This is a genomic window from Stenotrophomonas sp. YJH_SMC_123 (assembly GCF_059368215.1).
Genome location: NZ_JCAFRM010000010.1, coordinates 60,921 through 83,668, shown reverse-complemented (window position 1 = coordinate 83,668; position 22,748 = coordinate 60,921). Strand labels below are relative to the sequence as shown.

Sequence of the window (22,748 nt, the reverse complement as noted above, 5' to 3'; positions counted from 1 at the left end):
CAGATATTCGGCCCGGATGGGCAGATGTGGTTCGACACCAATGATCGTGCCGGCAAGATCATGGGCACTCTCTCGGTCGTTGGGAGCTCGTCCAGCAGCGTGGGCCTGGCCGGCCTGGGTGAGCCATTTGCCATCCTGCCCAGCCCTGGCTCCGACAGTTGGCAGGACCAGAATGGCAATCAGTTTTCCGCGCCTGCGCTGGGGTACATGTCGTTTGTCGACGGCGGCAATACATTGCGGATGCAGTTCACGTTCTCGCCGATTGCCAACCCGACTGCTTCCATCTACTACGGAGTCTTCTGATGTCTGTTGGTCTTGAAGTCACCAATGACAGCGGCGTTCCGGTTCTTGTGAACGCACATTCCTTCGTCTTCTTCTCGATAGCCAAGGGCACGCAGTCCATTGCAAGCAATACGTCCGCCTATGGCGCGAGCGGGTTTGTAAGCCTTCCCGCACAGAGCGTGCCGTACCTGGTGTTCATCCGCTGCAATGGCGGATCCGCACAGGTGATGTCAGCGCTGAATGGCTTTTACTGGAGCATGGGGCAAGGGACCACCAGCTTCGAGTGGTGGGCATGGGGGCGGGCGGTCAACAGTGGAAGTACAGGCATGCAGGTCTACAACGCCGACGGATCCATCCAGTGGGATATGTCAAACCGTCCACTGCGCATCGCTGGTTTGGTCGATAAATCGGGTGGAAGTGTTCCAGGCTTTACCGAGATGTCCACCGACAATGTGAGGCAAGGGCCACTGTTCAACGGTCCTGGTGAGAATCTCGCCTATCTGATGTCCGACATTGGACTGTGCCATGACATCTACGCCTACTACGGAAGTGGCCCGACCATTCGCGGCAACATGCGCTATCAGCCGTACATCAATACTCCAAATGCTTCGCAGGTGCGATTGAACTACTGCAGGCGTAGAGAGAACCGTCAACGTTCGTTGAGCGGCGCGTCCTACCAGAGTTTCACGGGGCAGTTGCCGAACTTCCTGATTGCCGCACACACCTACTAGCCTGAATCAGGCCCGTGCAGGCGGCCATTTGAGCCGCCTGGGCCTAGACTGCGCCCCTCCTACGCTCCTCGACGACGCACTGCAGTGATCACGCCACCCTGACCCTTGCCGCACATCGGCAGCCGGCCCGCCCGGCTCAGGATGGTCGGCCTGCTCGAATCGATGATGACCCTGCAGATCGTCGAGGACATCACCGAGACGCCCAGCGAGCGCAACCGCGAATGCGTCGGCCAGGGCGTGGCGAATACGGTCACCGGTTTCCTCGGCGGCATGGCCGGCTGCGCGATGATCGGCCAGTCGGTCATCAACGTGACGTCCGGTGGCCGTGGCCGCCTGTCCTGCCTGGTGGCCGGCGTGCTGCTGGTGCTGGTGGTGTACGGCAGCGACCTGGTGCGGCAGATCCCGATGGCCGCTCTGGTGGCGGTGATGATCATGGTCAGCATCGGCACCTTCAGCTGGCGCTCGCTGCGCGACCTGCGCACGCATCCGCGCAGTTCCTCGGCCGTGATGCTGCTGACCGTGGTGGTCACCGTGGCCACCCACGACCTGGCCAAGGGCGTGCTCAGTGGCGTGCTGTTGTCGGCGCTGTTCTTCGCGCGCAAGGTTGGCCGCATGCTGGATGTGCAGCGCGAGGATGTCGCAGACACGTAGATCTACCGCGTACGCGGGCAGGTGTTCTTCGCGTCCGCCGGCCAGCTGGGCGCCGCGTTCGACTACCAGCATGTGGCGCCGAAGGTGCAGATCGACCTGCGTGATGCCCATCTGTGGGATCTGACGGCGGTGGCCGCGCTGGAACGCGCGCACGAAAAGCTGGCCGCGCATGGGGCGGGGGTGACGGTGGTGGGCCTGAATGCGGCCAGCCAGACGTTGATCGAACAGGTAGGCGGGCGCGGAGGCGGGCATTGAGGTTCCAGCGTCCGCGTCTGAGACGACGTGCACGCATTCTGAATCCAGTCAGGCACCTGAAACCGCCACTGTCGTAGCATTGCCCGCGTGATGGGGGTCGATGGACGGCCCCTCCCTGCCGGCACCCGCTGGCGACACGCAAGGGAGAAACAGGCAATGCAGGCAATGGACGCGCTTGGGCGCAACGAACGGGTCGGCGTCGGCCGTGGGTGTTGGAAGGTGCTGGCCCTGTGCCTGGCGCTCACCGCATGCCAGGCGCCTTCTTCCCAGGCATCGACCGAAACGGCGGCCCCCGCGTCGATTGCTGCGGCATCGCCGACAGCCCCTTCCGGCCCGGCATCGGCAGATTCCCCCCACTACCCGGATGCGTCCTATACCGAGGGTCGCCTGCGCCCAGCCTATGGCTGGTGTGTGGATGGGGTGGAAGATGCAGGCAAGCTCCAGGCCTGCGGCAAGGACGAACTCGCCTACCAGGAAGCGCGCCTCGAAGCGGCGGCCAGCAAGGCGCTGGCCGGACTCGACGCCGCTGCCCGGACGGCATTCCAGGCCACCCAGGCGAGCTGGCGCAGTGATACAGACCGTTATTGCCGCGTTGTTCCCAACGGCAGCGTGCAGCAGCTGCAGGCCGCGCAGGAATGCCGCCTGTACCGTGTCGCCAACCGTGCCGACCAGCTGCTGGCGCAGAGCGCGCCGCCGGATACCTCGTATACCCAGGCAACGCTGCGTCCGGAATACACCCGTTGCGTGCAGGACGCCCGTGGCATGGACGACCAGCTGGAAGCCTGCGATGCGGCCGAGCTCAGCCACCACAAGGCGCTGCTGGAAGTACAGGTTGCGCGACTGATGGACGGCCCCGACGGCCCGGGCAAGGACCGCTGGATGGACGAGCAGGCCAACTGGGCTGCAGACACGGACAAACACTGCAGCCAGGCCACTGACAGCGTGGGCCCGGCGTTGGATGCACAGTCGTGCCTCATCAATCGTTACGCCAACCGTGCGGTGGAACTGCAGAAGGGCGTGTTGGCGCGATGATGAGCCTCGATGGCGGCATTGCAGGGGGCCTCGACGCCGATCCGAAAGCCCGTCTGCTGGCAGGGCAGCGGAATTGACTGCGGTCAAGCCTTCAAGATGTCCTTGAAACGGCAGTTTGGTTGAGATTCGTGAGCATTGGGCATCATGTGAGCGACCTCAACATACGAATTCGCGAACGCGATCGCGAGGACGTTGCGCCGTGCAGATTGCAGTTGGGACAAGGTGCACACATTCTGAATCCAGTCAGGCATCTGAAATCCACGCTGGCGTAGCATGCAATTCCCGATGGGGCCGATGGACGGCCCCGCGTTGACGGGCCACGTGCCTGGATGCCAAGGAGATGCAAGCAATGCAGGGAACAAACCACCTTCCAGCGGCCCCCCGCGAAACGTTCGGCAGGGCCGGGGCCATCGCGCTTGCGCTGGCCCTGGGCCTCAGCCTGGCAGCATGCCAGGCCAAGAGCCCGGAGGCGGATACGGCAGTTGCCCCCGCGGCCGCCGCGCCCGCCACCGCATCGCCGCCCGCCACTGCAGAGCCTGCACGCGCCGCACCTGCCACGACAGCGGCCGATGCCGATGATCAGGACATGCCGCCGCAGCGCCCGGATGATTCCTACAACAAAGCCACGCTGCGGCCGCAGTACGCCACGTGCGTGAACTCCAGCGGCGGCGAGACCCCCGCACTGCAGGCGTGTGGCGATGAGGAGCTTGCCTGGCAGGAGCAGCGACTCGAGCAGGCCTTCATGAAGATCGTCGACGGTCCCGATGGCAAGGACAAGGATAGGCTGATGGACGAGCAGGCCGCCTACATGTCCGATACCAATCGCTACTGCAGCTGGAACCCTGCCGAAGACGGGCAGGGGCAGATGCTGGACGCGCAGTCCTGCCGGATCAATCGCACCGCCAACCGTGCCGACGTGCTGCAGGCACTGACCTCGAAGTAATTCCCCCGCAAAGGAGTGCAGGAAAATGGATGTTGTGACCCAGGCAAAGCAGGCAATGGACAACTGGCATCGCGGCCAGACGTCGGCGCATTTCGAAACCGGAGGTCGCGGCCCCGGCCACGTTTCCACCGGCAGGGGCGACCATGGCGGCGTGTCGTATGGCAGTTACCAGTACGCCACCAACGTTGGCGGCGTGGATGAGTACGTCGCCGCCTCGCGCTATGGCAACCGCTTCAACGGCCTGCAGGCAGGAACCCCGGCCTTCACCGAACGCTGGAAGGAAGTGGCGGCCGCCGATCCGGCAGGGTTTGCCAGGGACCAGCACGACTTCATCCAGCACAAGTACTACGACGTGCAGATGGGCCGCCTGAAGGATGTGGGCATCGATCTCTCCGGCCGTGGTGCGGCCGTGCAGGATGCGCTGTGGAGCACCTCGGTGCAGTACCGCGGCATGACCCGGTCGGTGTTCCAGAAGGGCCTGCAGCAGGCCTATGGCGAAGACTTCAAGCTGACTGAGCTGAGTGACGAGCAGATCGTCCGCGCGGTGCAGGACTACAAGCACGCCAATGTGCAGGTGCACTTCCAGAGCTCGCCCACCCTGTGGGATTCGCTGCGTGATCGTGCGCTCACCGAGAAGACCGCACTGGTCGGGCTGGCGCGCTACGACCAGGTCAACCACAACCCCGAGGCTTACCGGGGCAAGGATTACCAGCAGGTGTTCGGTGAACCTGAGCCCGGCCAGCGCGGCCAGCGTGCGGCGGCATCGGCGATGGCCGACGGCGTGCTGGCACCCGGCGAGCGTGGTACCGAGGTCCAGGCCCTGCAGGCCAAGCTGATCCAGGCCGGCCATAGCGGTCGCAACGGGCAACCGCTGACAGCCGATAGCCACTACGGTGCCAATACCGAGCATGCAGTGCGCGAGTTCCAGCAGGCGCATGGGCTGACCGTCGATGGCAAGGCCGGCCGGCAGACCCTGCAGGCCCTGGATACGGCGGTACGCGAGCACACGCCGGCGCAGCCTGTGGCACCGGCCACGCCTGCACCGGTCACTCCTGCTGCGGCACCCGCACCCGCGACTGCGCGGGAAGCCGATGCCGCCGCCGCGCCCGGTGGCCAGCGCATCGTCGTGGTCGAACCCTTTGGCAACGGCAGCAGCAACCGCACACTGCGCCATGGCACCAGTGGCGAGGATGCCTATCGCGAACTGAAGATCCATCACCCCAACACCAATGCCGAGGCCGTGCGCACCGGCAATGCCGCCAAGGCTGACCGCCCGTCGGCCATGGTCGAGGGCGAACTGGAAACGGTACGGACCCGCGGTGATCGCAACGGCATCCCGCTGGTGCACAAGGATCTGATTCTGAGCAATGCGCGCGGCGATCGGGAGGTGATGATTCCCAATCCGGTCGCCGGGTATGTCCAGGTCAACAATGACAAGTGGAATTCGATCAGCATCTGGAGCCATCCGGCCGGGCATCCGCAGCGCGAACTGGTCGGGCAGGTGCTGCACGGTGCGCGTGGAACCACCCCTTACAAGACCGGTGATTTCGTCGAGTACGGTGCGCCGTTGATCCGCCAGTCCGATGCCGGTACCCCGGGTGCCGTGCACGCTCATATCGAGCTCGAGCCCGATCAGTACCGCAGGTTCCTGGGTGACATGCTCAACGACCGCATCACCCTGGGCGGCAAGGTCCACGCGCAGGGCCCCGAGGCCGCGCAGGCCGCACGCAGTGCACAGCAGGCGCCGATGGCCGATGGCGTGCTGAAGCAGGGCGAGCGCGGCGATGAGGTCAAGGCCCTGCAGGGCAAGCTGGCGGCGCTGGGCTACGCCGGGGCCGACGGCAAGCCGCTGCACGCCGATGGTGTGTATGGCAAGGACACCTTTGCAGCGGTCAAGCAGTTCCAGGCCAACAATGGCCTGGACGACGATGGCAAGGCCGGCCGCAGGACCCTGGCGCAGGTGGATGCGCCCAACGCGGTGAAGGCCGGTATCGCGCCGGCGGCACCGGCCCAGGCCGAACCTGCAGCGCCGGCCAGCATGCGCGACGCCGGGCATGCCGACAACGCGCGCTTCGGCCAGGCTTTGGAGAAGCTGCAGGCGCTCGAACAGCAGCGCGCCCAGGCCGGCCTGAAGCCGCTGTTCGCCAACCCGCAGGAAGCCGAACGAGCGGCTGGCCAGCTGGCCTACGAAAGCAAGGTGTCCGGCATGCGCCAGATCGACCATGTCGTGGCCCGCCCGGACGGCACCGGCCTGTTCGCGGTGCAGGGCGAGCTGGGTGACCCGGCAGCGCAGCGGACCTTCGTCGACCGCCAGCAGGCGGTGTCGCACTCGGTCGAGGCCAGCAGCCGGCAGAGCGAAGCGCTGGACAGTCAGTTCAACCAGCGTGCGCAGGAACAGCAGCAGGAACAGGTTCGCAACCGCGGGTTGTAAGCCACGCGGTGTCCCCGGGGCCGGTCGAGCGGCCAGCCCCGGAGCCACCCGCCGCCATTCAGCCGTCCGGTGTAAACTATTGATCTCACTGGCAATGCCAGTCTCCACGATCAACACCCCGATGACGTCCGCCACCGCCCGTTACGCCGATTCCCTGCGCCTGTCCGTGGCCCCCATGATGGACTGGACCGATCGCCATTGCCGCGTGTTCCATCGCGTGCTGGCACCGGGGGTGCGCCTGTACACGGAAATGGTGCACGCCAACGCGGTCATCCACGGCGATCGCGCGCGCCTGCTCGGCTTCGACCGCAGCGAACAGCCGCTGGCGCTGCAGCTGGGGGGCAGCGATCCCGCGCTGCTGGCGCAGGCTGCGCGCATCGCTGCCGACTGGGGCTACGACGAGGTCAACCTCAACTGCGGCTGCCCGTCCGACCGCGTGCAGGCCGGGCGCTTCGGCGCCTGCCTGATGCGCGAGCCGATGCTCGTGGCCGAGTGCGTGGCGGCGATGGTCGATGCCGTCGAGATCCCGGTGACGGTGAAGTGCCGCCTGGGCGTGGACGAGGACAACGACTACGACGTGTTCGCCGCCTTCGTCGACCGCCAGGTCGCCGCAGGTGCCGCGATGGTGGTGGTGCACGCGCGCAACGCGTGGCTGAAGGGCCTGTCGCCGAAGGAGAACCGCGAGGTTCCGCCGCTGAAGTACGACTGGGCCTACCGCCTGAAGCAGGAGCGCCCGGCGCTGCCGGTGGTACTCAACGGCGGCCTGGCCAGCGTCGAGGCGGTGCAGGCGCAGGCCGCGCACGTCGATGGCGTGATGCTGGGCCGCGCGGCCTACCACGATCCCTACCTGCTGCATCAGCTGGAGGCGCTGCAGACCGGCGCCCCGCTGCAGGCCCGCGGCGACCTGCTGCGCGCGCTGCGCCCCTACGTGGAAGCGCGCCTGGGCGAAGGCCTGGCGCTGAAGCACATCACCCGTCACCTGCTCGGCCTGTTCCATGGCCAGCCCGGTGGCCGCGCATTCCGCCAGGTGCTGAGCGAGGGCGCACACCGCCCGGGCGCCGATTGGAGCCTGGTCGAGCAGGCGCTTGCCGCGACCGAACGCGACGCTGATCGCGCCGCAGCGTGACCGCTGTCACATTCCTGACTTGACAAGGCGCGGCGATTCGTTCCGAATGTTCACCTAGCTGAACATCGCGGGGTCGCGGCCGGAAAAGTTCAGACCGGATTCACTGCCCCAAACCAAGAATTTGCAAAGGATTTGTAAAGCGCCGGGCCCCGAACCCGGCATCCGGATTTACGACTTTTGAACGAATCGCCGTGCTCGGCTAGGATCGCATCGATGTCTTCCGCTCCCTTCCATCGCCGCATTGCCCTGGCCACCTGCGTGGTCCTGTCGGCCGTGCCGCTGTCGTCGGCGCTGGCACAGCAGCCGCCGCGGGGTGAGCAGGGGCGTGCGGAGATGATGGAGCGGGGCGAGCGCGGCAACCGTGGCGACGAGCGTTCGCTGTCCGATGCCGTGCGCCGCGTGCAGCGCACCACGGGTGGTCACATCCTCGGTGCCGAGCGCGTGCCGTTCGATGGTCGTGATATCAACCGGGTGAAGTACATGGACGACCGGGGCCGGGTCCGCTACATGGACGACCCCGCCCCGTCGCGTTCACAGCCGCGCACGCCGCGGTCGGATATGTCATCACTACGCGGCGATAACCCCTGAACAGGGATAGTTGTCGCTATCAACCCGTACCCCACAGGCCTCCGGGCCACACCCAGGACACTAGGGAGAGTTCATGCGTATCCTTCTGGTCGAAGACGAAGCCCCGCTGCGTGAGACCCTGGCAGCCCGGCTCAAGCGCGAAGGCTTTGCCGTCGATGCTGCGCAGGACGGCGAGGAAGGCCTCTACATGGGGCGCGAAGTTCCGTTCGATGTCGGCATCATCGACCTCGGCCTGCCCAAGATGTCGGGCATGGAGCTGATCAAGGCCCTGCGTGATGAAGGCAAGAAGTTCCCGGTGCTGATCCTGACCGCGCGTTCGAGCTGGCAGGACAAGGTCGAGGGCCTGAAGCAGGGTGCCGACGATTACCTGGTCAAGCCGTTCCACGTCGAAGAGCTGCTGGCCCGCGTCAACGCGTTGCTGCGCCGCGCCGCCGGCTGGAGCAAGCCGACCCTGGAATGCGGCCCGGTCGCCCTGGACCTCGCCGCCCAGACCGTCAGCGTGGCCGGCAGCAATGTCGACCTGACCAGCTACGAGTACAAGGTGCTGGAGTACCTGATGATGCATGCCGGTGAACTGGTCTCCAAGGCCGACCTCACCGAGCACATCTACCAGCAGGACTTCGACCGCGACTCGAACGTGCTGGAGGTGTTCATCGGCCGCCTGCGCAAGAAGCTGGACCCGGATGGCGAACTGAAGCCGATCGAGACCGTGCGCGGTCGCGGCTACCGTTTCGCGATCCCGCGCAACGAGGGCTGAGCCGGCTCACCCTGGCGATAACACGATGTCCGGCCGTCTGTGGTTCTTCCGACGCTGGCGGCCGCGCTCACTGCAGGCGCGCCAGATGCTCGCCGCGTCCGTGGGCTTGGTGGCGTTCCTGGCCCTGGCCGGTTACGCGCTCGACGCCGCCTTCGCCGACACGGCGAAGGCGAACCTGCGTGAGCGCCTGAAGAACTACGCCACCTCCTACGCGGCCGGCATCGACTTCACCCGCGACCGCTCGCTGTACATCCGCGAGCAGCCGCCGGATTCCCGCTTCGACGTGCCCGGCAGTGGCCTGTACCTGCAGGTGGTGATGCCGCACGGCAAGGGCAATTCGATGTCCGCTGAAGGCCCGATGCTGCCCACCGTGGGCGGCGGCCTGCTGGCACCGCGCCAGGAAGTGTTCGAAGGCCCGCTGCCGATGATCCAGATCGACGGCAGCCAGGGCTCGGTGTACCGCTATGGCCTGGGCCTGGTGTGGGGCGCCGATGCCGACCCCGCCACCGAATTCCCGTACACCATCTATGTGATGGAAGACTCGCGCGCGCTGGGTGCCCAGCTGCGCGTGTTCCGTGGCCGCGTCTGGTTCTACCTGGGCGGCATCGGCCTGATCCTGCTGCTGCTGCAGACCGTCATCCTGCAGTGGAGCCTGCGCCCGTTGCGCCGGGTGATCACCGAGTTGACCAAGGTGCAGCGCGGCGAGACCGAGCGCATGAGCGAGCGCCACCCGCGCGAGCTGGAACCGCTGACCGACAGCATCAACGCCTTCATCGAAAGCGAGCGCGAGAACCTCGAGCGCCAGCGCAACACCCTGGCCGACCTGGCGCACAGCCTGAAAACGCCGATTGCCGTGTTGCGCACGCAGATGGACAGTGGTGCCGGCGACGGCGCGCTGCGTGAGGAACTGGACGTGCAGCTGCAGCGCATGAACAACCTGGTTTCGTACCAGCTGGCACGCGCGGCCTCGTCGGGCCACAAGCTGTTCTCCGCGCCGCTGCCGATCGAGTCCAACGCCGAGGAAATCGTACGTGGCCTGGAGAAGGTCTACGCCTCCAAGGGCGTGCTGTGCGAGTTCGACATCGACCCGGCGGCACGCTTCCACGGCGAACCGGGCGACCTGCAGGAACTGCTCGGCAACCTGCTGGAGAACGCCTTCAAGTGGGCCAACCGCCGCGTGCTGTTGACCGCGCAGCCGCTGCCGGCCCCGAACGCGCGCCGCGCCGGCCTGCTGCTGGCGGTGGATGACGACGGCCCGGGCATTGCCCCGGACGACATCGGCAAGGTGCTGCAGCGTGGCGTGCGTGGCGACGAGCGCGTGCAGGGCCACGGCATCGGCCTGTCGATCGTGCAGGACCTGATCAAGGATTACCGCGGCGAACTGACCGTGGGCCGTTCGGCCGAACTGGGCGGCGCCCGCTTCGAAGTGCGCCTGCCGCCAGGGCCGTAAGCCTCGTTGATCGGTAGTGCTGGCCGCGGGCCGGCAACCAAGCAATGCCATCGAAGATCATGGGGTTGCCGGCCAGCGGCCGGCACTACCGCATTGCGATCCTGGGCGGCTCGCCGTAGAACCGTCGCAGCTGCGCCGCCACCTCCGGCAACGCCTGCTGCAGCAGATCCGGTGCCGAGAAGTGGTACTCGCTGGCCACCGCGAAGAACTCTTCCGGCGCCTCGGCCGCATACGGATCGATCAGCGTCTCTTCGCCTGCGTCCACCTGCGCACAGAACGCGTCGTAGGCGCGCTGGAACGTGCCCGCCCACTCGCGCTGCCATTCGCGCGGCAGCGGCGGCGCACCGTCCATCGCACCATCGAGCGCATCCAGCTTGTGCACCATCTCGTGCACCGCCACGCAGTAGCCCTCGTGCGGCGCCGCCAGGTCGGCCTGCACATCGGCCCAGGACAGGATCAACGGACCGCTGTCCCACGACTCGCCGATCAGCTCGTCATCCCACTCGTGCAGCACGCCAGCCGCATCCATGTGGCTGCGGTGCACGCGGAAGGCATCGGGGTAGACGATCAGCTGCGACCAGCCCTCCAGCCCCACCTCACCGAACGCCAGCAGCGGCAGGCAGCACAGCGCGGCCAGCAGCACGCCGTCACCGGCCTGCAGCTGCAGCTCACCGATCGGGGTGATGGTCTTCTCGTGCAGGAAGCGCGTGGCCAGTACGCGCAGGCGCGCGCGGCGTTCGTCGTCCAGTCCGTCCAGCCAGGCCGCGCGGCGGCAGGCGTGTTCCCACAGTGCATCGTCGATCGGCCGCGGCGTAGGCCGCAGCCACTGCAGCAACGACTTGATCAGCGGAACATTCCCGGCAGGTAGCTGTGCCACTTCGGCGCACGGATGCGCTGCAGCACGTCATCGTCGCTGCCGCCGCCCCCGGTGCTGGTGGCACTGCTGGCCGCAGGGCGTACCGGTGTCGGCTTGGTGGTCGCAGCCGAGGCAGTCGCGGTCGGCGCGCGCTGCGAGGCGGCATCACCGTTGGAGGACACGCAGGCGCCGCGGCTGTCGTCCAGCGCTGCCGTCGCAGACGCCGCGAAGGGCATCATCAGCAGGATCAGGCAATGGGCATAACGGCGCATTGACGACATCCACGTTAAGGGAGGGTGAGTTCCCGATTCTAGCCCGAACCCGGCGCCCCGTTGGAAGCCCCCGCGGAACCCAGCGTGGCGGGCGTCGCTGGCGGCTTTCCCGCATAATTCCTGCCTGACTTCGTGGAAGCTGCCGTGGACGATCGCCAATTGCTGGCCAAACTCGCTGCCGGTCGCCTGTCCGGCGACGCCCTGGCCCGTGAGCTGGGCCAGACCCGTGCGGCTATTTGGAAGCGTATTCAAGGGCTTAGGGCCGCCGGTGTGGATGTCGAGGGCCGTGCCGGCGAGGGCTATGGCCTGACCCGCCCGGTTGACCTGCTGGACCCGGCGGCGATCCGTGCTGGCCTGCCGGCCGGGGTTCTGCCGCTGCTGCACGACCTGCAGGTGGCCTGGACGGTGGACTCCACCAACGCTGAATTGCTGCGGTGCAGCGCGCCCCAGCGCGGGGTCAGCGTGCTGCTGGCCGAACGCCAGACCGGTGGCCGTGGCCGTCGTGGCCGCACCTGGGCCTCGCCGCTGGCCGCCCATGTCTACCTGTCGGTGCTGCGGCTGTTCTCCGGAGGCCTCGGCCGCCTGGCCGGCCTGAGCCTGGTGGCCGGCGTCGCCGTGGCCGAAGCGCTGCACGATCTGGGCTACACCCAGGCGCAGCTGAAGTGGCCGAACGACCTGCTGGTCGATGGCCGCAAGCTGGTTGGCCTGCTCGCAGAAGGCGGTGGCGAATACGCCGGCCCGGCGCGCGCGGTGATCGGCATCGGCATCAACACGCACATGCCGCCGTCGTTCGCCGAGCAGATCAGCCAGCCGTGGGTGGACCTGGACACGCTGGCTGGCAAGCCAGTGGATCGAAACGTGGTTGTTGCCGCCGTGCTGGCGCGCCTGCTGCCGGCGCTGGAGGAATTCGATCGTGAAGGTCTTGCTCCGTTCTTGCCGCGCTACGCCGCCTTCGACATGCTGGCCGGCCGCGAGGTGCGGGTGGAACTGGATGGGCAGTGGCAGCATGGCACCGCACTCGGCCTGGCCGATGACGGCGCGTTGCGCGTGCGCATCGTTGGCCGTGAGCGTCTGCTGCACGCCGGCGAAGTCAGCGTGAGGGCAGCATGAGCGATTGGTTGTTCGACCTCGGCAACTCGCGCTTCAAGTTCGCGCCGTTGCAGGGTGACCGTGCCGGTGACGTGCAGGCCTGGGCGCATGGCGCCGAAGGCATGGCCGGGCAGCCGCCGCACAGCCTGCCCAGCGGCCGCACCGCGTTCGTGGCCAGCGTGGCCGCGCCCTCGCTGACCAGCGCCATGCTGGACCAGCTGCAACGCCGCTTCGAAAACGTGCACGTGGTGCGCACCAGCGCCGAATGCGCCGGTGTGCGCATTGCCTACGCCAAGCCGGAAAAGTTCGGCGTCGACCGCTTCCTGGCCCTGCTGGCTGCCGCAAAGGCACAGCGCCCGGTGCTGGTGGTCGGCGTGGGCACCGCGCTGACGATTGACCTGCTCGACGCCGACGGCCAGCACCACGGTGGCCGCATTTCCGCATCGCCCACCACCATGCGTGAGGCATTGCACGCCCGTGCGGTGCAGCTGCCGGCCACTGGCGGCGACTACAGCGAGTTCGCCAACGACACCGCCGATGCGTTGGCCTCCGGTTGCGATGGCGCCGCGGTGGCGCTGATTGAACGCAGTGCGCAGCAGGCGCACGCGCTGCTGGGCGTAGCGCCCTCGCTGCTGGTGCACGGTGGCGGCGCACCGGCACTGATGCCGTTGCTGCCGGGTGCCGACTACCACCCCTCGCTGGTGCTGGATGGACTCGCCCGCTGGGCGGTGCACCAGCCCGCAGGCTAGTATCCGCGCATGCTGACCCGTGCCCTGATCGTCGTACTGGCCGTTCTCAATCTTGGCGTCGCCTGCTGGTGGCTGCTGCGCGATGCACCGCAGCCGCCTGCGCCTGCACCGCAACCGGCTGGCGTCGCCGAGCTGCGCTGGGTGCCCGGTGGCGCGGATGCCAATGCCGCAGCCGAGGCCACCGCCGCCGCCCCGACCGCACCGCTGATGGAGCGCGAACCGGCCGCGAAGACCGCAGTGGCTGCGACGCCCGCACCCGCGCCGGCCGTGCCGGCCAAGCCGGAAATTCCCAAGCCGCAGACGGCTGACGCTACGCCGGTTGCTGCCGCCGCCAAGCCGGCAACACCGCCTGCACCCGTTCCGGCACCGGAAAAGCCCGTAACCCCGCCCGCGGCCGCCGAGCCGCCGCGCTGCGTCGCGCTGGGTCCGTTCGCCGACCGCGCCGCCGCGACCACTGCGCAAGGCAAGGCCGGCGCGCTGCTCAGCCAGGCGCGCCTGCGCGAACAGCCCGCTGCCAGCGGCAGCGCCCGCTACCGGGTGATGCTGCCGGCCGCCGCCAACCGTGATGAAGCGCAGGCCACCGTGAAACGTATCGTCGCCGCCGGCCTGAGCGACTACTACATCATCAGCCAGGGCGAGGAGGCCAACGCCGTGGCGCTGGGCCAGTACCGCAACCGCGAAGGCGCCGAGCGCCGCATGGCAGCGGTGCAGGCCGCCGGCTTCCAGCCGCGCCTGGTGGCCAGCGGCGACGCCGGCCAATGGTGGCTGGAAGGACAGCTGGCGGCGGGCACGCAGCCGGCCCAGGCCCAGCAGCGCAGCGGCGCGGCACAGAGCCGGTCGCTGGACTGCACGCGGTTGCGCTAGAATCCCCAGACCGCGGCGATGCCGCCGGTGCACCACCCATGCCGCTTTAGCTCAGTTGGTAGAGCAACTGTCTTGTAAACAGTAGGTCATCCGTTCGATTCGGATAAGCGGCACCACATGGGAAGCGCCGAAACGCCTTGAAAATAGGGGTTTCAATAGAAAAGGCCAGCGCGGGGCGCTGGCCTTTTTACGTCTACCGGGAAAATTACCGGGGCTCGATCCGCGAGGCGGCGACCGTGTGGACTGCAATGGAACTGTCACCCCTGCAGACGCGGCTGACCGCGCTTAACGAATGGCTGGGCGATGAGGTGATCCGCTTCAACCCCTTCGACCTGGGCGCCGCAGCTTAAGGGCTGCTGGTCCACCTCAATGGGCATCTGCCTGGGAGGTGTGTTTTTGTCCAGAGGGGGGGGGTTGCAGTGTACCGTGTATCGGTATACGATACGCCTGTCGCTACGAGTAAAGGAGGCGCCGGTGATAAAAACGTATGGAAGTAAGGATACCGAACGAATAGCCAGCGGTAAGAAGGTCAAACCTCTGGCAGGTATCGAGAGGCAGATTCAGATCAAACTGGTGTACCTGAATGCTGCGGTGACGTTACAAGATTTGAAGTCACCGCCCGGCAACCGATTGGAAGCGCTGAAAGGCGACCGAGCTGGGCAGCACAGCATCCGCATCAACAACCAGTACCGCATCTGTTTCAAATGGAAGGATGGTGACGCCTACGATGTAGAAGTCACCGATTACCACTAAGGAGAGTGAGCGCCGGCTAACACCGGCGCGGGCCTCCCAAGTAAGACCCTCAGTCCATCACGTAGAGTCTCATTTAAGAATCGAATTTCAGCTTCACACAATTGGAACATTCCGTAAGCATTCACACTCAAATAGGAGGCGCCGCGCACGCAACGTGCGGCGAAACTATCAAGTCCATGACACGCGCCAACGCGAAAACCGCCACCGCGCTCCCCGCAATTCACCCGGGAGAGATCCTGTCCGTCGAGTTTCTAGCCCCGCTGGGTATGTCCGCCCGCGCTCTGGCCCATGAAATTAACGTTACCCCGGCCCGCGTTTCCGACATTATCGCAGGGCGTCGCGGCGTAACTGCCGATACCGCTTTGCGCCTTGGGCGCTACTTTGGCACCTCGGCCGAGGTGTGGCTTAACCTGCAGGCCAACTACGACCTGGTGACGACCAGTGCTGAGTTGGCCGATGTGATCGACGAAATCACCCCTCGGGCGGCATAAGCCCAAACCTCGGTAGAAGGAAGGTTACCCTTCCTTGCCTTCTGTAGCGACCAAAGCCCCTGCCTCACGGCGGGGGCTTTTTGTTGCGCGGCTGTTGCCCGCACTTCACTGTGCACCAGCCGCCTCCGGGCGGCTTTCGTTTGCCTGGTCGGCCTCCGGCAATTCGGGCCTGAGAACCATGAGTTCGTCCTGTAGCGCTTCCAGCCTCGCCATGTGAAGGTCGTAGCTCCCTTCGGGTAGGTAGACCACCGCTTCGAGTGCACGTGCAGCATGGACCAGCGAGTAGGTGGCGAGCGAGAGGACGAGGAACAACACGTCGTATGCTACGGGCGCGCGAAGGATCAGCCCGCGCTCGCCTTGGTGCCGGAGCGCCAACGCAGTCAGATCGCTGTGGGTGAAGCTGCATAGCATCGTGTATGGCCCAATCAGTTCCGGCAGCCCTGCTGCGATGAAGTGATCGGCCTGGGAAGGCTTACCCCTGCGGAACTCTTCATGCAAAGGCTGATAGCGCGTCAAGCACTCAGCCAAGCGCGCCTCCAGCATCGCCCGGTCGTGCGGCTCCAGCAGGTCGGTGGCTAGCATCCGGTCGTAGAGCTTCTTCTCGCCATGAGCCTGCTCGTAGCGCATTCGCCGCACGTGATCGCTCTTGGAAGCAAGCTGGTACACGTCAGCCAGCGCTTCCAACATAGAGCGGACATGAACGCCGGCATGAGTAGTCAATCCGGCCTGAGCCAGCAGGACCGTCGCCTCAAACTGCTCTGCGATAGACAGGAATAGGGCGCATTGCGGTCGTCCAGGGGCATCAAGTGGAGCGCGCATCTCCGCAACCATCGCCTGGGTGGCCGGGAACTGGGGCCTGTCGCGGCACTCGGTATGGGTGAACGGCGGGTGCCGGGCGGTGTTCCGCAATGTGTCCAAAGTGGCGTACAGCGCGCCGGCGGGTGATACCGCGCTGGGCTCCTGCAATATGCGCAAGGGCGCGCAGGGCACGCTGGTGACCCGGATGCCGGTGGGCAGCGATTACCAGGAACTGATCATCGATTATCCCGATGGCCGCTTCCTGTGCATGATGCGCAACAACGGCCAGGTGCAGAGCCTGACGCCGGTTCGTCGCCGCGGCGGTTGAGTTCATCGCGCCAGCGGCCTTATGGTGACCGCCCATACACCCGTCTGGTGGCACCTATATGTCCCATCTTCTGGCCAAAGCAGCTGAGAAGCAGGATCTCGCCCGAATCGACGCGCTGCTGGATGAGGGTGCCGATATCGAGTGGCAGCACAAAGGCACGGGGCGCACCCCGCTGCTATCGGCTGTGATCGCCGGGAAGGCTGACTCGGTGGAGCGGTTACTGGATCGTGGCGCCAACATCCAGCACGCCTGCACTGCACTGGGTTACACCGCGCTGGGTTGGGCTGCCAACGCAGGCGATACGGAAATCGGACGTGTGCTGATTGCTCGCGGTGCATTGCTGGATGCTGCTTCGCCGGAATCGAGGTACACGCCGCTGATGTTGGCGTCTTCGGGCGGCCATCTCGCGATGGTCGAACTGTTGCTGGATAGCGGAGCTACCGTCGCACCGTTGAACTTCGAGGGGACAAACGCACTGGCAATGGCTGATGCCCGCAAGCACGAAGACGTAGTGGCGCGTTTGAAGTTGGCGGGGGCGCAGTTGCCGCCGCCGTTGATAGAGGCGCCGGCGCTTGAGTGGCCCGAACCAGACGCCGAAGGTGAACCCGCCTCAGTGGTGCGTGGCTATTTGTTGGCCTATTACGAATGGGAAACGCGTGGCTACAAGGATTCCCGGTCCGGTGGCAACCTTCTGCGAAGCTCCGGCTTCCAGCAGGAGAAAGCGGATATTTTGACAGCCTGGTGCACCGACCGCCAACGTGTGTACTCGACTGGAATTTCAGTCGGCAGCCCCCGACGGTATGTGCCGGATGACCTACTGGTATCAGTTGCGAGGCTTGGGATCTCGAAGGCGGAAGTGCTGGTACGCGACGATCCTCAGAAGTCGAGTTCCTTGCGTTACGAGCACTTGTTCGTACTCAGACGCGTGAGTGGACAGTGGCGTATCGACGTGTTGAAAAGGCGCCCGTTCCGAGTTGAAAAGTGGTCGTCGGCGATCCTCTAAGCGCGGCCCGCCAAACGGTCGGTCACCAATTTTCCGCCGCCGTAAAGGCCGTCGCAGGCCGACATGACCGCCGTCGGCCGGGAGTCTAAAGGGGCAATGCGGCAAACATTGCCCCCGTCCCGTTACTGCTGGTTTACCGGGTCATTGCCCTTCTTGTAGGTGTACCCGGTGACATCCCAACCACCGCCATGGCCGGACGAGGGTTCCACCCAGGTGAATTCCCACGTCTGCAGGGAGCCGTCGGGAAGCAGGTTTTCCACCCGGTAGATCTCACCGGGAATGCCCTGCTCCGGCAGCTTTCCCGGAATCGATTCATCCGCGCGTGCAGACGCGCGCCCCACCGAGAATGCACGCCGTTCCACCTGTACGTTGCCGTAGCCCTGCGGGGCGAACGACGGCTTTACCCGCTGCGCCACCCAGTCGAGCACCTGGCGTGCGCTGGCAGTCTGCATGGGATACGCGTCGGTGGTCACCGTATGCGTGATGCGTTGCGAGGAGGCATTGGCAGCTGCCGGAAACAGTCCGCCCAGGGCAATTGCCAGTACCGCAAATCCATTGAGTGCATGTTTCATGTGCGTCGTTCTCCAGGGTTGGGGAAATGAAGCCGCACCGTCCGGGTGCCGACGCAGGGTGGCCACAAGGACCGCCGTGGGTAAGAGGCGATGCCGACTCGGGTGTGAAGTGGATCAAGGAAGGGCGGATTTCTGACCGCTCAGCGCTGGAATGCCTGACCGGGGCGCCTTTGTGCTCGCGGCGATCCGGGTATTGCCCTGCTGCACCGCCGCGAGTGGTGTCACACAGCTCTGGCTAGACTGTGCTTCTTTTTTCCCACCGCAGGAGGCACCCATGGCCCATCCCATCTCCGTATCCCTGATTGGCGTTCCCACCGACGTCGGTGCGGGCCATCGCGGTGCACGGCTGGGGCCGGAGGCGCTGCGCGTGGCGGGCCTGCCGGAGGCGCTGGAAGCACGTGGTGTGGACGTCCGTGACGTGGGCAATCTGGATGGCCCGCGCAACCCGTGGACCGCGCCGGTGGAAGGCTACCGCCATCTGGATGAAGTGGTGGCGTGGAACCATGCACTGATGGAAGCCAGCTACGCCGAGCTGCAGGCCGGCCGCATGCCCATCATGCTCGGCGGCGACCACTGCCTGGGGATCGGTTCGATCACCGCCGTCGCGCGCTGGTGCCGCGAGCAGGGCAAGACCCTGCGCGTGCTGTGGCTGGATGCGCACTCGGATTTCAACACCAGCGATGTCACCCCGTCGGGCAACATCCACGGCATGCCGGTGGCCTGCCTGTGCGGCCTCGGCCCGGAGGCGCTGACCCACCTGGGCGGCAGCGCACCGGCGATCACCCCGGCGCAGATGCACCAGATCGGCATCCGCTCGGTGGACCCTGAGGAGAAGCGCCTGATCAAGACCCACAAGGTCGATGTGTACGACATGCGCTACATCGATGAGAACGGCATGAAGCGCGCGGTGGAAGCGGCGCTGGCCGGCATCGATGAGAACACCCATCTGCATGTCAGCTTCGATGTGGACTTCCTCGACCCCAGCATCGCACCGGGCGTGGGCACCACGGTGCCGGGTGGGGTGAACTACCGCGAGGCGCAGCTGGTGATGGAGATGATCGCCGACACCGGGCGCATGGGATCGCTGGACATCGTCGAGCTCAACCCCTTGCTGGACAAGCAGAATGCCACCGCCGAACTGGCCGTGGACCTGGTCGAAAGCCTGTTCGGCAAGTCCACCCTGATGCGCGACTGAGGGCCTGGCCTGAACGGATCGCCGATCCGTTCACACCCGCTCCACGCCGCTGCCGCCAGATTGCACTTCACGCGGCGGCGGTGGCAGTGTGCCCTCCCGCCGAGCGACAGAACCCCATCCGCGAATGAAGCGGTGTAGCGGCGAACCCAAGGAGAAGCCCATGAAGCGCGTAGTTGCCCTGATGCTGTTGTCGATGTTCTCGGTGGCCCTGCTGGCCGGTTGCAATACCGTTGCCGGTGCCGGCAAGGACGTGCAGAAGGCCGGTGAAAAAGTTGAGGACGCCGCCAAGGGCAAGTGAGCCCGGCGCGGATTGGAAGCGAAAAGGCCGGGAATCTTCCCGGCCTTTTTTGTGCGCGCTGTTTGCCGCGTGGCTGTCGAAGCGGAGTGAACCATTCAAGCAGGTGAGCATGTATTTCATTGCCGGTTGACCGGTACTCAACAGCCGCTGCGCGAAGCTGGAGCCACGGTAAGAACGCCGTTGCAACCAAGGACTCCCAGCAATGAACAAAGACATCATTTCCGGCAAGTGGTCGCAGCTGAAGGGCAAGGCCCAGGCCAAGTGGGGCGATCTGACCAACGACGATTTCGATGTGGCCGAAGGCAATGCCGAGTATCTGGCCGGCCGCCTGCAGGAACGTTATGGCTGGGCCAAGGACCGCGCGGAGAAGGAAGTGCGCGAGTTCCAGGACGCGGTGAGCAAGGACTATCCGGACTACAAGTAAGCGCTTCGGTTTCCCCCACAACACGACGCCCGCACCGTGAGGTTGCGGGCGTCGTGTTGTCTGCGCGGGACGATCAGCGCGCCGGCGGGTCCGGCACGTAGCGGTTGGGGAACGCCTGCGGTTCGCGCGGCAGGCGCGAGGGCGAATCCACCAGGATGCCGCGCGCACGCAGGTTGCGGGCGCTGTCGTAGCGCAGCTGCAATACCTGTGCGGGGCTGCGGCTGGCGCGCTCGAAGTCGGTATCGCGCACCGAGGACTGCTCGCGCGCACCGTGGCCGGTACCCAGCGCTGGGGCCTGCGACTTGCTGGCGTAGCCTTCGATGCGGCTGGCATTGGCACTGGCACTGGCATCGGCCGCCGCTTCGGCCGCCGGGGCCGGCAGCGGCAGGCCACGGCGCAGGATCGGCTCAGGGCGCCAGCGACGTGCCTCTTCGAACACCGCCACGCCCACAACGCCGATGTTGTCCGGGCGGCCGGTGCGGCTGGCATAGCTGCCGCTGGGGCTGCTGAACACGAACTGCGCCACTTCGTCCTGGCTCTTGCGCCAGCCGGTGATGTCGGCGCGCTGGCCGGGGTTGAGCACGTAGCCGGTCTGCGAGGGATCGGCATCCTCGCCGGAGATGGCGTTGACGCCGTCCACCGACAGCACCACCAGCACCCGGCGCGGGCTGTCGTTGTACAGGCGCACGGCGTAGCGGTGGCCGCGCTCGCCGGCCACCCAGCGCTGGCCCTCGGCGGGGTAGCTGCGCAGTTCGGTGCCACGGTCGCGGTCGACCAGGGTCATGCGCACCGGGCCGCCTTCGTAGGCCGGTGGCGGAGGTGGCGCCGGGCGGAAGCCGGCCAGGGGCAGGATCAGCAGCAGGGGCAGCAGGCGTTTCATCGGGCGTCTCCAGCGGGGTTGGGTGAATGAACGCGCCGCAGGCCCTGACGGGGTTGGTGGCGTGCAAGGTAAACTGGCCCCGTTCATCGAAGGTTACCCCACGCAGTCATGACGACCCGAGTCCTTACCGGCATCACCCCCTCCGGCACGCCCCACCTGGGCAACTACGTTGGCGCCATCCGTCCGGCCATCGCCGCCAGCCGCGCGCCGGGGATCGAGAGCTTCTTCTTCCTGGCCGACCTGCACAGCCTGATCAAGTCGCAGGACCCGCAGCGCACCCAGCGCGCGACCCTGGAGATCGCGGCCAGCTGGCTGGCCTGCGGCCTGGACCCGGAGCATGTGTGGTTCTACCGCCAGAGCGACATCCGCGAGACCACCGAGCTGATGTGGTTCCTGACCGCCATCGCCAGCAAGGGCATCCTCAACCGGGCGCACGCCTACAAGGCGGCAGTGGACAAGAACCGCGAGGAAGGCGTGGACGAGGACGCAGGCGTCAGCGCCGGCCTGTTCATGTACCCGGTGCTGATGGCCGCCGACATCCTGATCTTCAAGGCCAACCAGGTGCCGGTGGGCCGTGACCAGATCCAGCACATCGAGATGGCGCGCGATTTCGCCCAGCGCTTCAACCACGTGTACGGCAAGGAGTACTTCCCGCTGCCGGACGTGGTGATCGATGAGCAGGTGGCGACGCTGGCCGGCCTGGATGGCCGCAAGATGAGCAAGAGCTACCACAACACCATTCCGCTGTTCGTGCCGCGCGAGGAGCTGAAGAAGCTGGTGTTCTCGATCCTGACCGACTCGCGCGCACCGGGTGAGCCGAAGGACACCGAAGGCTCGGCGCTGTTCCAGATGTACCAGGCGTTCGCCACGCCGGAACAGACCGCAGAGTTCGCCAAGGCGTTCGCTGCCGGCATCAGCTGGGGCGACGCCAAGCAGCAGCTGTTCGAGCGCATCGACAGTGAACTGTCGCCGCTGCGCGAGCGCTACAACGCGCTGATGGCCGAGCCGGAGAAGATCGAAGCGCTGCTCAAGCGCCGTGGGCAGCAGCTGCGCGAGCAGTTGGCGGCACCGCTGCTGGAAGAACTGCGCCACGCCGTGGGCCTGCGCGACCTGTCCACGGCGGGCAACATCGCCAGCGAAGATGCCGGCGTGGCCCGCGTGGCGCCGCCGCAGTTCAAGCAGTACCGCGAGAAGGACGGCCGGTTCTACTTCAAGCTGACCGCCGGCGACGGCACGCTGCTGATCCAGAGCGAAGGCTTCGATTCGCCGCGTGATGCCGGCCAGCTGATTGCCGTGATCAAGCAGGCCGAGCAGGGCGACCAGCTGCAGAGCGAGCTGTTCAAGCTGGACGCCGAGGTGGACGCCGTGCTGGCCGCGCTGGCCGTGCTGCGCGAAGCGGCCTGATCGCCGGGCCTGCCTGCCCTTTGTAGAGTCGAGCCATGCTCGACTTTGCTCCGCCTCTGTAGAGCCGAGTCCGTGCTCGGCTGGGTAACAAAGCAGCCGAGCATGGGCTCGGCTCTACAGGGAAGCCCCCCGCCGGCACGACCGTGGCACAGCACCCATGGCATGATGTCCGCGCGCCGCCGGCGCGATGACATGGAGTCTGCGATGGCCTGGTTGTCGCTGCTGCTGTTCCTGCCCTGGTTCCTGCTGCTGGGCAGCCTGTACTGGCTGTTCCCGCGCCAGCCGCGCAGCGCGCGGCGGCGCCTGTTCGATGGCACCACCCTGGTACTGGCGTTCGCGCTGAGCATTGTGTCGATGCTGTGGGGCTACCGCATCGGCGTGGTGCAACCCGGCGCCGGCCCGATCTGGCCGCAGGTGCTGGCGGTGCTGTACGCCTACGGCGCGTTCCTGGCGGTGCTGGTGCTGGCGTTGCTGCTGCGACCGCGCTGGCTGGACCGGTAACCCCGCCTTTGTAGAGTCGATCCAT

26 protein-coding genes, 1 tRNA gene and 1 pseudogene are annotated in these 22,748 nt (G+C 66.3%); 23 read left to right on the top strand and 5 right to left on the bottom strand.

The window, feature by feature from the left end:
- Positions 1-24 precede the first annotated feature (24 nt).
- From AC5P5W_RS19345 to AC5P5W_RS19300, 10 genes and pseudogenes are all read left to right on the top strand, one after another.
- Positions 25-303, top strand: a complete 279-nt coding sequence (locus tag AC5P5W_RS19345) for a hypothetical protein (RefSeq protein ID WP_227863853.1) — start codon at positions 25-27, stop codon at positions 301-303.
- Positions 303-1,013, top strand: coding sequence for a hypothetical protein (locus AC5P5W_RS19340; RefSeq protein ID WP_041862971.1), 711 nt, complete (start codon positions 303-305; stop codon positions 1,011-1,013). The genes AC5P5W_RS19345 and AC5P5W_RS19340 overlap by 1 nt, the downstream gene beginning before the upstream one ends.
- Before the next feature lie 129 nt (positions 1,014-1,142).
- A pseudogene (locus AC5P5W_RS19335) lies at positions 1,143-1,919 on the top strand (SulP family inorganic anion transporter); the annotation flags it as partial.
- Between the two features lie 420 nt (positions 1,920-2,339).
- On the top strand, positions 2,340-2,951 hold the full coding sequence (locus AC5P5W_RS19330; protein ID WP_197576158.1) for a lysozyme inhibitor LprI family protein: 612 nt from the start codon (positions 2,340-2,342) through the stop codon (positions 2,949-2,951).
- Positions 2,952-3,537: 586 nt separating this feature from the next.
- On the top strand, positions 3,538-3,894 hold the full coding sequence (locus tag AC5P5W_RS19325) for a lysozyme inhibitor LprI family protein (RefSeq protein WP_065428057.1): 357 nt from the start codon (positions 3,538-3,540) through the stop codon (positions 3,892-3,894).
- Positions 3,895-3,919: 25 nt separating this feature from the next.
- Positions 3,920-6,325 (top strand): VgrG-related protein, encoded by a 2,406-nt coding sequence (locus AC5P5W_RS19320; RefSeq protein WP_197574405.1) that lies wholly within the window; start codon positions 3,920-3,922, stop codon positions 6,323-6,325.
- Positions 6,326-6,419: 94 nt separating this feature from the next.
- A complete protein-coding gene (gene dusA / locus AC5P5W_RS19315) occupies positions 6,420-7,451 on the top strand; it encodes a tRNA dihydrouridine(20/20a) synthase DusA (protein ID WP_049441831.1) in 1,032 nt (343 codons plus the stop codon).
- A gap of 213 nt (positions 7,452-7,664) precedes the next feature.
- Positions 7,665-8,039, top strand: a complete 375-nt coding sequence (locus AC5P5W_RS19310) for a hypothetical protein (protein ID WP_014645619.1) — start codon at positions 7,665-7,667, stop codon at positions 8,037-8,039.
- Between the two features lie 73 nt (positions 8,040-8,112).
- Positions 8,113-8,796, top strand: coding sequence for a response regulator transcription factor (locus tag AC5P5W_RS19305; RefSeq protein WP_004136763.1), 684 nt, complete (start codon positions 8,113-8,115; stop codon positions 8,794-8,796).
- A gap of 25 nt (positions 8,797-8,821) precedes the next feature.
- Complete coding sequence (locus AC5P5W_RS19300) at positions 8,822-10,246, top strand: ATP-binding protein (protein ID WP_014645620.1); 1,425 nt, start codon at positions 8,822-8,824, stop codon at positions 10,244-10,246.
- 85 nt (positions 10,247-10,331) lie between these two features.
- Here AC5P5W_RS19300 and AC5P5W_RS19295 read toward each other — a convergent pair whose 3' ends face one another.
- The gene (locus tag AC5P5W_RS19295) at positions 10,332-11,123 is read right to left on the bottom strand and encodes a zinc-dependent peptidase (RefSeq protein WP_197575154.1); all 792 of its coding nucleotides are present in this window, start codon (positions 11,121-11,123) and stop codon (positions 10,332-10,334) included.
- On the bottom strand, positions 11,090-11,374 hold the full coding sequence (locus tag AC5P5W_RS19290) for a hypothetical protein (RefSeq protein WP_046428091.1): 285 nt from the start codon (positions 11,372-11,374) through the stop codon (positions 11,090-11,092). The genes AC5P5W_RS19295 and AC5P5W_RS19290 overlap by 34 nt, the downstream gene beginning before the upstream one ends.
- 144 nt (positions 11,375-11,518) lie before the next feature.
- Between AC5P5W_RS19290 and birA the strand changes: the two genes are divergently transcribed.
- The 6 genes from birA to AC5P5W_RS19260 all read left to right on the top strand — a co-directional run bounded on the left by birA (position 11,519) and on the right by AC5P5W_RS19260 (position 15,320).
- Positions 11,519-12,484, top strand: a complete 966-nt coding sequence (birA, locus tag AC5P5W_RS19285; RefSeq protein WP_197575153.1) for a bifunctional biotin--[acetyl-CoA-carboxylase] ligase/biotin operon repressor BirA — start codon at positions 11,519-11,521, stop codon at positions 12,482-12,484.
- Positions 12,481-13,212, top strand: coding sequence for a type III pantothenate kinase (locus AC5P5W_RS19280; protein ID WP_014645624.1), 732 nt, complete (start codon positions 12,481-12,483; stop codon positions 13,210-13,212). Before birA ends, AC5P5W_RS19280 begins: the two co-directional genes overlap by 4 nt.
- Before the next feature lie 9 nt (positions 13,213-13,221).
- Entirely contained in the window at positions 13,222-14,076 is an 855-nt protein-coding gene (locus tag AC5P5W_RS19275; RefSeq protein ID WP_197575152.1) for an SPOR domain-containing protein, read from the top strand.
- Between the two features lie 40 nt (positions 14,077-14,116).
- Positions 14,117-14,192 (top strand) — tRNA-Thr (locus AC5P5W_RS19270).
- A gap of 358 nt (positions 14,193-14,550) precedes the next feature.
- Entirely contained in the window at positions 14,551-14,829 is a 279-nt protein-coding gene (locus AC5P5W_RS19265; RefSeq protein ID WP_046428099.1) for a type II toxin-antitoxin system RelE/ParE family toxin, read from the top strand.
- A gap of 176 nt (positions 14,830-15,005) precedes the next feature.
- A complete protein-coding gene (locus tag AC5P5W_RS19260) occupies positions 15,006-15,320 on the top strand; it encodes a HigA family addiction module antitoxin (RefSeq protein ID WP_046428102.1) in 315 nt (104 codons plus the stop codon).
- A gap of 105 nt (positions 15,321-15,425) precedes the next feature.
- Here AC5P5W_RS19260 and AC5P5W_RS19255 read toward each other — a convergent pair whose 3' ends face one another.
- Positions 15,426-16,139: a DUF5677 domain-containing protein gene (locus tag AC5P5W_RS19255; RefSeq protein WP_197575151.1), complete on the bottom strand. Its 714-nt coding sequence runs from the start codon at positions 16,137-16,139 to the stop codon at positions 15,426-15,428.
- Here AC5P5W_RS19255 and AC5P5W_RS19250 point away from each other — a divergent pair.
- A complete protein-coding gene (locus AC5P5W_RS19250) occupies positions 16,084-16,446 on the top strand; it encodes a DUF3011 domain-containing protein (RefSeq protein WP_080342703.1) in 363 nt (120 codons plus the stop codon). The genes AC5P5W_RS19255 and AC5P5W_RS19250 overlap by 56 nt on opposite strands.
- A gap of 58 nt (positions 16,447-16,504) precedes the next feature.
- Positions 16,505-17,449: an ankyrin repeat domain-containing protein gene (locus AC5P5W_RS19245; protein ID WP_134808434.1), complete on the top strand. Its 945-nt coding sequence runs from the start codon at positions 16,505-16,507 to the stop codon at positions 17,447-17,449.
- A 122-nt stretch (positions 17,450-17,571) separates the two neighbouring features.
- On the opposite strand, the gene AC5P5W_RS19240 is transcribed toward AC5P5W_RS19245, so the two are convergent.
- Positions 17,572-18,021 (bottom strand): hypothetical protein, encoded by a 450-nt coding sequence (locus AC5P5W_RS19240; protein ID WP_046428110.1) that lies wholly within the window; start codon positions 18,019-18,021, stop codon positions 17,572-17,574.
- Between the two features lie 274 nt (positions 18,022-18,295).
- Between AC5P5W_RS19240 and rocF the strand changes: the two genes are divergently transcribed.
- The 3 genes from rocF (at position 18,296) to AC5P5W_RS19225 (ending at position 19,938) form a co-directional block, all read left to right on the top strand.
- Positions 18,296-19,216 carry an arginase gene (gene rocF, locus AC5P5W_RS19235; RefSeq protein ID WP_032956249.1) on the top strand — a complete coding sequence of 307 codons (921 nt, stop codon included), beginning with the start codon at positions 18,296-18,298 and terminating at the stop codon, positions 19,214-19,216.
- Between the two features lie 160 nt (positions 19,217-19,376).
- Positions 19,377-19,514, top strand: coding sequence for an entericidin A/B family lipoprotein (locus AC5P5W_RS19230; protein ID WP_014035659.1), 138 nt, complete (start codon positions 19,377-19,379; stop codon positions 19,512-19,514).
- Positions 19,515-19,716: 202 nt separating this feature from the next.
- Positions 19,717-19,938, top strand: a complete 222-nt coding sequence (locus AC5P5W_RS19225; RefSeq protein ID WP_004153772.1) for a CsbD family protein — start codon at positions 19,717-19,719, stop codon at positions 19,936-19,938.
- Between the two features lie 73 nt (positions 19,939-20,011).
- On the opposite strand, the gene AC5P5W_RS19220 is transcribed toward AC5P5W_RS19225, so the two are convergent.
- A complete protein-coding gene (locus AC5P5W_RS19220; protein WP_053494621.1) occupies positions 20,012-20,818 on the bottom strand; it encodes a hypothetical protein in 807 nt (268 codons plus the stop codon).
- A 108-nt stretch (positions 20,819-20,926) separates the two neighbouring features.
- Between AC5P5W_RS19220 and AC5P5W_RS19215 the strand changes: the two genes are divergently transcribed.
- A complete protein-coding gene (locus AC5P5W_RS19215; RefSeq protein WP_014645631.1) occupies positions 20,927-22,222 on the top strand; it encodes a tryptophan--tRNA ligase in 1,296 nt (431 codons plus the stop codon).
- A gap of 204 nt (positions 22,223-22,426) precedes the next feature.
- Complete coding sequence (locus tag AC5P5W_RS19210) at positions 22,427-22,723, top strand: hypothetical protein (RefSeq protein WP_014645632.1); 297 nt, start codon at positions 22,427-22,429, stop codon at positions 22,721-22,723.
- Positions 22,724-22,748: the final 25 nt, after the last annotated feature.